Raw genomic sequence first — 9,981 nt, 5'->3', positions numbered from 1 at the left:
GAACACGGAAGTTAAGCGTCTCAGCGCCGAAAGTAGTTGGGGGATCTCCCCCTGTGAGGATAGGACGTTGCCAGGCAACAACAGAGAGGACGACCGAGCATACGCTCGGTCGTTTTTTTAATTGATTGGCGGTGCTCTCTATGAGAGCATCGCTTTTCGTTTGCCTTTTTTTAAATCAATGATAAAATATAGTCAAAAGTCAAAGATGGTCAGAGGGTGGTGGAGATGAGAAATATTTCGGATGTTATCGAACAGTATTTGAAGCAAGTATTGAAGGAAAGTCAGGCAAATGCAATCGAGATTAAACGCCAAGATATCGCGCAACGATTCGAATGTGTCCCATCCCAAATCAATTATGTCATCAACACACGTTTTACCGTCGAAAAAGGATATTTAGTAGAAAGTAAACGAGGTGGCGGTGGATATATTCGGATCCGACGCGTCATCTTACATGAAAAACAAGATGTGCTCTCTAGTTTGATGGATATCATTCATGAGCATCCACGTTTGAATGAACAACTCGTTGAAAATGTGCTCGTGCGATTAGTGGAAGAACAAATGATGCACGAACAAGAAGCGCAATTGATTTACCATCTCTTATCAGATGAAGCATTAAACTTACGAGTTGATGATCGCTCTTTTATTCGACGTCAACAATTGCTGGCACTGATGAAAGTACTTCGTTATCGTAATGGGGGATAAGTCGTATGTTATGCGAACGTTGTAAACAACGACCTGCTGTCAATGAAGTCGTTGTGATGGAACAAGATGTACCCGTAAAAAAACGATTATGTCGACAATGTACGGTAGAACTGATGACAGGATATGTACCAGTCGTGAAGCGATGCCCGACTTGTCAGATGACACGCCAAGACCTATTGCGCGTACGAAAAGCAGGATGCGCTACATGTTATACCGTATTTCGGGATGAATTGATTAAAATCACTCGTCAATATCAACAAGGACACGATCATCATATCGGTTCAATCCCTGACCAGTTACGCACGCCACATGAACGGATTGAAGAACGGCTCGAAAAGTTGGCAGGGGAGTTGAACCGCGCTGTCGAACAAGAAGATTATGAACGGGCAGCACGCATTCAAAAAGAAATGAAGCAATTAGAAGGGCAGGGAGATGTCTGATGGAAACTTTCCTAACACATCCACTTGGTCCAAAAATGAAAGAACGTGCCAAGCTCGATGATTTGGTTGTTTCTACAAGAATTCGACTGGCACGTAATGTCAAAGACACGGTATTCTCTCCCGTACTTTCTAAAGAAGGAGAACGTCAGCTTTGTGATCGTCTAGAAGGGCGTCTACGTGGGTTGAAAGGATTCGAATATCTTCATATGCGTGATTATGATGAAGTGACACGACAGGCGTTGATGGAGAAACACCTCATTAGCCCAGCCGTTGCAACCAATGAAGAGAGTGCGGTCTTCTTAAGTGAAGATGAAACAATTAGTGTATTGATTAATGAGGAAGACCATTTACGCATTCAAACGCTACTTCCAGGATATCAAGTGAAAGAGGCGTTTGAATTAGCGAAACAAGTTGACGCATTATGTGCAGAATCTCTATCGTATGCGTTTGATGAACAGTTAGGTTATTTGACGACATGTCCAAGCAATATCGGAACAGGACTTCGTGCCTCGGTCATGTTACACTTGCCGGGACTCACCTTAACGGGACGAATCAGTCCAATCTTGCGAGAACTTCGAAAACTTGGCTATACGATTCGAGGTCGTTATGGTGAAGGTAGTGATGCGGCGGGTCGCTTGTTCCAACTGTCGAATCAACGGACATTAGGGAGTCACGAGTCACAGTTACTGGCTGACTTTATGGAAGTGACAGAACAAGTGATTCAAGCAGAGCGTCATGCGCGCGAAGAACTCGTTGCGAATCGACAGGAAGAGTTGGAAGATCGATTTTATCGATCATATGGTATTTTGCGATATGCTAAATTACTATCTTCTACTGAAGCCATCGAACGATTATCTGATTTACATTTAGCGAGTGACCTAGGGATTTTGTCTGATTGGAGTCCACCAAAGTTCCATGAACTCATTGTTCGGCTACAATCAGGTTTTCTACAAAAACATTTCGGGAAAACATTATCTACGCAAGAACGGGATCGAGAACGAGCGACCCTCGTTCGTCGAACGTTAGATCAAGGCTTAGTTTGATCCAACTACAAGGAGGTTTTGTCAATGATGTTTGGACGATTTACAGAACGAGCACAGCGCGTATTAGCTTTAGCACAAGAGGAAGCAGTACGTCTTGGCCATCATAATATTGGTACAGAACATATTTTATTAGGATTGGTTCGTGAAGGAGAAGGGATTGCGGCAAAAGCGCTCTTCGCTCTCGGATTGACTTCTGAAAAAATTCAACAAGAAGTAGAATCATTGATTGGACGCGGTTCTGAGAATGGATCGACGATTCACTACACACCACGTGCGAAAAAGGTCATTGAACTCTCGATGGATGAGGCACGAAAACTAGGACATTCATATGTTGGAACGGAGCACATCCTTCTTGGATTGATTCGTGAAGGCGAAGGTGTCGCAGCACGTGTCCTCAATAACCTTGGAATCAGTTTGACGAAAGCGCGTCAACAAGTATTACAGCTTCTCGGTAACACGGAGTCTTCTTCAAATGCTTCGCAACCAGGCGCGAGCGCTGCAACCCCAACACTTGATGGATTGGCACGCGACTTGACGCAACAAGCACGTGAGTCACGTTTAGACCCGGTCATCGGCCGCGCAGGTGAGATTCAACGTGTCATTGAAGTCTTATCTCGTCGTACGAAAAACAACCCGGTTCTTATTGGAGAACCAGGTGTCGGGAAAACGGCAGTAGTCGAAGGTCTCGCTCAACAAATCATTAACAACGAAGTACCTGAAACACTTCGCAATAAACGAGTGATGGTACTCGACATGGGTACACTCGTAGCAGGTACGAAATATCGTGGTGAGTTCGAAGATCGATTGAAAAAAGTAATGGATGAAATTCGTCAGGCAGGAAACGTCATTCTCTTCATTGACGAGTTGCACACATTGATTGGTGCGGGTGGTGCAGAAGGTGCGATTGATGCGTCGAACATCCTCAAGCCGTCATTGGCTCGTGGTGAACTTCAATGTATCGGGGCGACTACACTTGATGAATACCGGAAGTACATCGAAAAGGATGCAGCGCTTGAACGACGCTTCCAACCAATTCAAGTAAATGAACCGACAACAGAAGAAGCTGAACAAATCCTACTCGGGTTGCGCGATCGTTATGAAGCGCATCACCGCGTAACGATTACGGACACAGCGATTCACGAGGCGGTCGTTCTGTCTGACCGTTACATCTCGGATCGTTTCTTACCGGACAAAGCGATTGACCTCGTCGATGAGGCGGCATCAAAAGTACGACTTCGTTCGTTCACGGCACCACCGAACTTGAAAGAGTTGGAGTCACGCCTTGAATCGATTCGTAAAGAAAAAGACTCTGCTGTTCAAAGCCAAGAGTTTGAAAAAGCAGCTTCTCTCCGTGATACAGAACAAAAGTTACGCGATGAGTTAGAAGAGTTGAAAGCAGAATGGCAGAACAAGCAAGGAAACGAAAAACTTGAAGTGACGAAAGAAGATATCGCTCAAGTTGTCGCAAACTGGACAGGTGTGCCGGTCACGAAGATTGCCGAAGAAGAGACAGACCGTCTCCTCAAACTCGAATCAATTCTTCACAACCGTGTCATCGGTCAAGACGATGCGGTGAAATCAATTTCCCGCGCCATTCGTCGGGCTCGTGCTGGCTTGAAAGATCCAAAACGTCCAATCGGTTCATTCATCTTCCTTGGACCTACCGGAGTCGGGAAAACCGAACTCGCTCGCGCAGTTGCCGAAGCGATGTTTGGGGATGAGGATGCGATTATTCGAATCGACATGTCAGAGTACATGGAAAAACATGCGACGAGCCGTCTCGTTGGTTCGCCTCCTGGTTATGTCGGTTACGAAGAAGGCGGTCAATTGACAGAAAAGGTACGCCGGAAACCATACTCGGTCATCCTTCTCGATGAAATTGAAAAAGCGCACCCTGAAGTGTTCAACATCTTACTTCAAGTGCTTGACGACGGTCGCTTGACGGATTCGAAAGGTCGCACGGTCGACTTCCGAAACACGGTCATCATCATGACGTCAAACGTCGGGGCCGCAGCGCTTCAACGTAATAAATATGTTGGATTCACAGTCGAAGATGATGTGAAACGTGAGTATACGGAAATGAAGGATAAAGTACTCGAGGAACTGAAAAAGGCGTTCCGACCTGAGTTCTTGAACCGGATTGACGAAATCACGGTCTTCCATTCACTTCAAAAAGAGCACATTCAAGAAATCATCAAACTTATGGCAGAGACACTCAAGAAACGTCTTGCCGAACAAGGAGTTGATTTCAGCTTGACGGATGCGGCGCTCGACAAGATTGCCGAAGTCGGCTACGATCCGGAATACGGGGCTCGCCCTCTCCGTCGTGCCCTTCAACGAGAAGTGGAAGATCGCCTCTCAGAAGCAATGCTCGGCGGCACAATCGCTAGAGGCAGTAAAGTTGCGCTCGACGTACAAGATGGAGAGTTTGTCGTTCGTAACGAAGGTGTGGTTCAGTAAATCATTCAGCTCCCTCGTTGTTTATGAGGGAGCTTTTTTTAGACAGGAAGGAAGCTTATGGCCAAAATTAAAACGAAATACGTCTGCCAATCGTGTGGATATGAATCAGCCAAATGGATGGGACGTTGTCCAGGTTGTAATGAATGGAATACGCTCGTTGAGGAGTTTGTCGAAGAGAAGAAAGCCAAACGTGGCGCAGCGTTTGTGCATAGTTCATCTCGACAATTGAAGCCAGAACGACTCGCAAACGTCGTCTCACAAGAAGAGACACGCGTGCACACGAATAGTCGTGAATTTGACCGTGTGCTCGGTGGTGGGATCGTTCCGGGTTCACTCGTCTTAGTCGGCGGGGACCCGGGAATCGGGAAGTCGACGATTCTTTTACAGGTCAGTGCACATCTAGCCCATAGTGGTAAAAAGGTGCTCTATATCTCAGGTGAAGAATCACTCAAGCAGACGAAACTGCGAGCGGAACGTCTCGGCTTACCGACCGAAGACTTGTTTGTGCTCGCTGAGACAGACATGTTGATGATCGAACGCGTCATTGATGAAGAACAACCCGGGTTTGTCATCATCGACTCGATTCAGACGGTGTATATGGATGAAATTCAATCGGCGCCAGGAAGTGTGTCACAAGTACGAGAATGTACAGCAGCGCTCATGAAAATTGCAAAAACACGAGGGATTGCTGTGTTCATCGTCGGTCACGTAACGAAACAAGGATCGATTGCGGGTCCACGTTTACTCGAGCACATGGTCGATGCGGTCCTTTACTTTGAAGGGGAGCGTCATCATACGTTCCGTATTTTACGCGCGGTGAAAAACCGTTTCGGTTCAACGAACGAAATCGGGATCTTCGAGATGAAAGAGAGTGGGCTAGAAGAAGTCCTTAACCCGTCCGAAATCTTTTTAGAAGAACGAACCGCCGGTGTGTCCGGTTCGACGGTCGTCGCTTCGATGGAAGGGACAAGGACAGTGCTCGTCGAACTACAAGCACTCATCTCGCCAACATCATTCGGTAACCCGAGACGTATGGCGACGGGAATCGACCAAAACCGGGTCGCGCTTCTGATGGCCGTCCTTGAGAAACGATCGGGTTTGTTGCTTCAGACACAAGACGCATACTTGAAAGCGGCGGGTGGCGTTAAACTAGATGAGCCTGCGATTGACCTCGCGATTTGTGTCTCGATTGCCTCGAGTTTCCGTGACCGTCCGACCCGTCCGACGGATGTCTGCATCGGTGAAGTCGGATTGACCGGAGAAGTGCGACGCGTATCGCGGATTGAACAACGTGTCGCCGAAGCCGCAAAACTAGGATTCACACGTGCCATCATTCCGAAAAACAACATGGGTGGATGGACCGCTCCAGCAGGGATTGAAGTGGTCGGCGTCGGAACGGTGGACGAAGCACTGCAGTTGGCGATCCCGTTTTAACGGGTCGCCAATGGCAGTTTTTAACGCTTTGTAACGAACGTGATTGAAAAAACCATGTTACAATAAAAGTGTTATTTTTGAAATTTTATTTCATATAGAAGGAGGTGGAATGAGTGAAGATTGCTGTACGAATCGGATTTATTTTGATTGGGCTCGTCGTGGGTTGGTTCGGGATTATCGAGGCGTCGCTATTATTAGGAGACCTCGGGATGAATGTGCCGGAATGGTTAACGATTCCATACGTAGCAAGTTTGATTGGTGGACTTATCTTCTTCATTCTTAGTTTATTCTTAACCGATGGTGTTGTTGCATTTATTCGTTTTGTCGAAGAACGGCTTGTCCGTTTACCGGTAGGGGATATTTTATTCGGTTCGATTGGCCTCATTATCGGGCTCTTGATCGCCTTTTTGATTAGTGTCTCGCTTGAAGTAACGAACATTTTCTTACTGAGTAAGATTGTTCCAATCTTTGTCACGGCGCTGTTTGGGTACTTCGGTTTCGCGGTCGGATATCGGAAGCGTAACGAATGGATCAAACTATTTGTAAAGAGTGAGCGGGAGAAACCGGCGGCTGAACCGGTACAACGTTCGAATGATAAAATCTTAGACACGAGCGTCATTATTGACGGTCGTATCGCAGATATCGCCACGACCGGATTTGTGGAAGGCACATTGATCGTTCCTCAGTTCGTCATCGGAGAACTCCAATATATTGCGGATTCATCGGATACGTTGAAACGAAACCGTGGTCGTCGTGGACTTGATATTTTAAAAGAACTGCAAGAAAACAAGCGAATCCAAGTTGAAATTTATGATGGGGACTTTGAAGACGTACCAGAAGTCGATATCAAATTAATCAAGTTGGCAGAGTTGAAAAATGGGATTGTCGTCACGAACGACTACAACTTAAACAAAGTCTGTGAAGTGCGAAATGTTCCAGTCTTGAACATCAATGACTTAGCGAATGCCGTCAAACAAATCGTCATCCCTGGCGAAGAGATGGTCGTCACTGTCATTAAAGAAGGGAAAGAACAAAATCAAGGTGTTGCCTATCTCGAAGACGGGACGATGGTCGTCGTGGAAGGTGGACGTAAGTTGATCTCGAAGACGCTTCCTGTCGTCGTGACGAGTGTGCTGCAGACATCTGCAGGCCGAATGATTTTTGCTCGTCCTGAATAACGAACAAAAAGAGACGCGTGAGCGCTCTCTTTTTTCACGAAGAGAGGTGTTTGACATAGTATCTTATACAGTTGTGATCCCGGCTGCGGGAAGAGGAAAACGAATGGGAGCGGATGCGAACAAACTCATGTTGTCGCTCCGTGACAAACCGATTATCGCGTGGACGTTACAAGCGTTCGATACCGATCCTTGGTGTGAACGGATTGTTTTGGCGATTCGTCCAGAGGAACGTGACTGGTTTGAAGCGATCACGGCACAAGTCGAAACACCGATTACATATGTAGCAGGTGGGGGAGAACGACAACAGAGTGTCCATGCGGGGCTCAAGGTGGTTGCACCAGATACGATTGTGATGATTCATGACGGTGCCCGTCCGTTTGTAAAACGTGAACAGCTGCATCAAGTGGCAGAAGCGGCGTTACAAGGTGGCGCTATTTTAGCGGTACCGGTCAAAGACACAGTTAAACAAGTCGAACGTCATCAAATCGAACGAACGGTTCCTCGGGAAAATCTATGGTTGGCGCAAACGCCGCAAGCTTTTCAGGCCAAGGCGATTTTAGCGGCACATGAACGAGCGGTCGAAAAACAGATGATGGGAACGGACGATGCGAGCTTATTCGAATGGCTTGGTGAGACAGTACAAGTCGTTCTTGGGGACTATCATAATATTAAGATGACGACGCCAGAGGATTTACTGTTTGGTGATGCGATTTTAGCGAGGGAGGACATACAATGAGAATTGGTCAAGGATTTGATGTACACGCATTTGCGGAAGGACGTCCATTAATTTTAGGAGGAATTGAGATTCCACATGAACGTGGGCTACTTGGTCATTCCGATGCGGATGTGTTACTCCATACGATTGCCGATGCAGCGCTTGGAGCGATTGCGGCAGGTGATATCGGGAAGCATTTCCCTGATACGGATCCGGAATTTAAAGATGCGGATTCGAAAGCGTTACTTCGCCACGTATGGCAACTTGTGAAAGATGAGGGGTATGTCCTCGGAAATGTGGACGCGACCGTCATGGCACAACGTCCGAAGCTACGTCCTTATATTGATGAGATGCGAGCGGTCATTGCTGACCTCCTTGAAGCGGACATCGAACAGGTGAACGTAAAAGCGACGACGACGGAGAAGCTCGGCTTCACAGGACGTGAAGAAGGAATCGCGGCGCAAGCGGTCATCTTACTCAACCGGGCTTGACAGAAATGGTATACTATTTGGGCAGAAGAGAAGAAAGGTGGAACTATTATGAGTGAAGTGCGTGTACGCTATGCGCCTAGTCCGACGGGGCATCTCCACATCGGAAATGCGCGGACTGCGTTGTTTAACTACTTATTTGCTCGTCATGCAGGCGGGAAATTGATTCTTCGAATTGAAGATACTGACCAAAAACGAAATGTATTAAATGGTGTCGAGAGTCAAATGAAGTATTTGGAGTGGCTCGGAATCGATTGGGATGAAGGTCCAGGTCGTGATGGAGACTACGGCCCATATTATCAAATGGAACGTCTTTCACTTTATGAGAAATACGTCAACGAATTGATGAGCAAAGGTCTTGCTTATAAATGCTATATGACATCAGAGGAGCTCGAAGCAGAGCGTGAAGCACAAATCGCGCGCGGCGAAGCACCGCGTTATTCTGGTGCGCACCGCAACCTGACTGTCGAAGAACGTGAAGCGTTTGAAGCAGAGGGCCGCAAGCCGTCAATTCGAATTCGCGTTCCTGAAGGCGTGACGTATAAGTGGACGGATGTCGTCAAAGGTGATGTCTCATTCGAGTCGAAAGACTTTGGTGATTGGGTCATCGTGAAACAAGATGGGATTCCGACTTACAACTTCGCTGTTGTTGTCGACGACCACTTGATGAAGATCAGCCACGTCTTGCGTGGAGACGACCACATCGCAAACACACCAAAACAGATGATGGTATATGACGCGCTTGGATGGGAATATCCTGAATTCGGTCACATGACGCTCATCTATAACGATCAACATAAGAAATTGTCAAAACGTGATGAATCGATCATCCAGTTCATTGAGCAATATGCGGATCTCGGCTACTTACCAGCAGCACTCTTCAACTTCATTTCTCTTCTTGGCTGGTCACCGGTCGGAGAAGAAGAAATCTTCTCGAAAGAAGAGTTCATTGAAATGTTTGATGCGAACCGCTTGTCGAAGAGTCCGGCTGTGTTTGACCAACAAAAACTTTCTTGGATCAACAGTGTATACATGAAGAAGGCCACGCTTGACGAAGTAGTGGCACTCAGTTTACCATTCTTACAAGAAGCAGGACGATTACCCGAGGCGGTATCTGTCGAGGAGGCAGATTGGGCAACAAACTTGATCGCATTGTATAAAGAACAAATGACGCACGGGGCGGAGATTGTCGCGTTGACAGACTTGTTCTTCAAAGATGAGATCGAGTATGACGAGGAAGCGAACGCTGTCCTTTCAGGGGAAACGGTGCCTGCTGTCCTTGCAGAGTTCAAACAACAACTCGAAGGAATCGACGACTTCACACCAGAAGCGATTAAAGCGGCGACAAAAGCGACGCAAAAAGCGACTGGTCAAAAAGGAAAGAACTTGTTCATGCCAATCCGTGTCGCGACGACAGGACAAACACATGGCCCAGAGCTTCCGAACGCGATTTCGTTAATCGGAAAAGAGCGTGTCTTGAAGCGTCTGACAACTTTATTAGCATAAAGGCATCGATGAGGA

The 9,981-nt window shown here is 47.0% G+C and carries 9 protein-coding genes and 1 other annotated feature (1 of these 10 running past the window's edge); all 9 genes read left to right on the top strand.

What is annotated here, in order from left to right:
• The first annotated feature begins 225 nt into the window (after positions 1 to 225).
• Positions 226 to 702, top strand: a complete 477-nt coding sequence (locus LCM29_RS14685) for a CtsR family transcriptional regulator (RefSeq protein WP_224863701.1) — start codon at positions 226 to 228, stop codon at positions 700 to 702.
• Positions 703 to 707: 5 nt separating this feature from the next.
• A complete protein-coding gene (locus LCM29_RS14680; RefSeq protein WP_214697108.1) occupies positions 708 to 1,142 on the top strand; it encodes a UvrB/UvrC motif-containing protein in 435 nt (144 codons plus the stop codon).
• On the top strand, positions 1,142 to 2,185 hold the full coding sequence (locus tag LCM29_RS14675) for a protein arginine kinase (RefSeq protein ID WP_214796626.1): 1,044 nt from the start codon (positions 1,142 to 1,144) through the stop codon (positions 2,183 to 2,185). The genes LCM29_RS14680 and LCM29_RS14675 overlap by 1 nt, the downstream gene beginning before the upstream one ends.
• A 24-nt stretch (positions 2,186 to 2,209) precedes the next feature.
• The gene (locus LCM29_RS14670) at positions 2,210 to 4,645 is read left to right on the top strand and encodes an ATP-dependent Clp protease ATP-binding subunit (protein WP_224863699.1); all 2,436 of its coding nucleotides are present in this window, start codon (positions 2,210 to 2,212) and stop codon (positions 4,643 to 4,645) included.
• Positions 4,646 to 4,702: 57 nt separating this feature from the next.
• A complete protein-coding gene (gene radA / locus LCM29_RS14665) occupies positions 4,703 to 6,079 on the top strand; it encodes a DNA repair protein RadA (protein WP_074032385.1) in 1,377 nt (458 codons plus the stop codon).
• A gap of 113 nt (positions 6,080 to 6,192) precedes the next feature.
• Positions 6,193 to 7,257, top strand: coding sequence for a PIN/TRAM domain-containing protein (locus tag LCM29_RS14660; RefSeq protein WP_214761569.1), 1,065 nt, complete (start codon positions 6,193 to 6,195; stop codon positions 7,255 to 7,257).
• Positions 7,258 to 7,312: 55 nt separating this feature from the next.
• Positions 7,313 to 7,993, top strand: coding sequence for a 2-C-methyl-D-erythritol 4-phosphate cytidylyltransferase (gene ispD / locus LCM29_RS14655; protein ID WP_224863706.1), 681 nt, complete (start codon positions 7,313 to 7,315; stop codon positions 7,991 to 7,993).
• Entirely contained in the window at positions 7,990 to 8,463 is a 474-nt protein-coding gene (gene ispF, locus LCM29_RS14650; protein ID WP_224863697.1) for a 2-C-methyl-D-erythritol 2,4-cyclodiphosphate synthase, read from the top strand. The genes ispD and ispF overlap by 4 nt, the downstream gene beginning before the upstream one ends.
• Before the next feature lie 45 nt (positions 8,464 to 8,508).
• A complete protein-coding gene (gene gltX / locus LCM29_RS14645) occupies positions 8,509 to 9,966 on the top strand; it encodes a glutamate--tRNA ligase (RefSeq protein ID WP_224863704.1) in 1,458 nt (485 codons plus the stop codon).
• Positions 9,963 to 9,981 (top strand) — a binding site (T-box leader) (it continues 188 nt past the right edge of the window). (Overlaps the previous gene by 4 nt.)

It is taken from the genome of Exiguobacterium aestuarii (assembly GCF_020171655.1).
Lineage (GTDB): Bacteria > Bacillota > Bacilli > Exiguobacteriales > Exiguobacteriaceae > Exiguobacterium > Exiguobacterium aestuarii_A.
Note: the sequence above shows the minus strand (reverse complement) of the source record. Positions and strands in the feature narration are given on the sequence as shown.

Coding starts and splice junctions, on each gene's coding strand:
- LCM29_RS14685 (WP_224863701.1), top strand. CDS start 226: ATGAGAAATATTTCGGATGTTATCGAACAGTATTTGAAGCAAGTATTG.
- LCM29_RS14680 (WP_214697108.1), top strand. CDS start 708: ATGTTATGCGAACGTTGTAAACAACGACCTGCTGTCAATGAAGTCGTT.
- LCM29_RS14675 (WP_214796626.1), top strand. CDS start 1,142: ATGGAAACTTTCCTAACACATCCACTTGGTCCAAAAATGAAAGAACGT.
- LCM29_RS14670 (WP_224863699.1), top strand. CDS start 2,210: ATGATGTTTGGACGATTTACAGAACGAGCACAGCGCGTATTAGCTTTA.
- radA (WP_074032385.1), top strand. CDS start 4,703: ATGGCCAAAATTAAAACGAAATACGTCTGCCAATCGTGTGGATATGAA.
- ispF (WP_224863697.1), top strand. CDS start 7,990: ATGAGAATTGGTCAAGGATTTGATGTACACGCATTTGCGGAAGGACGT.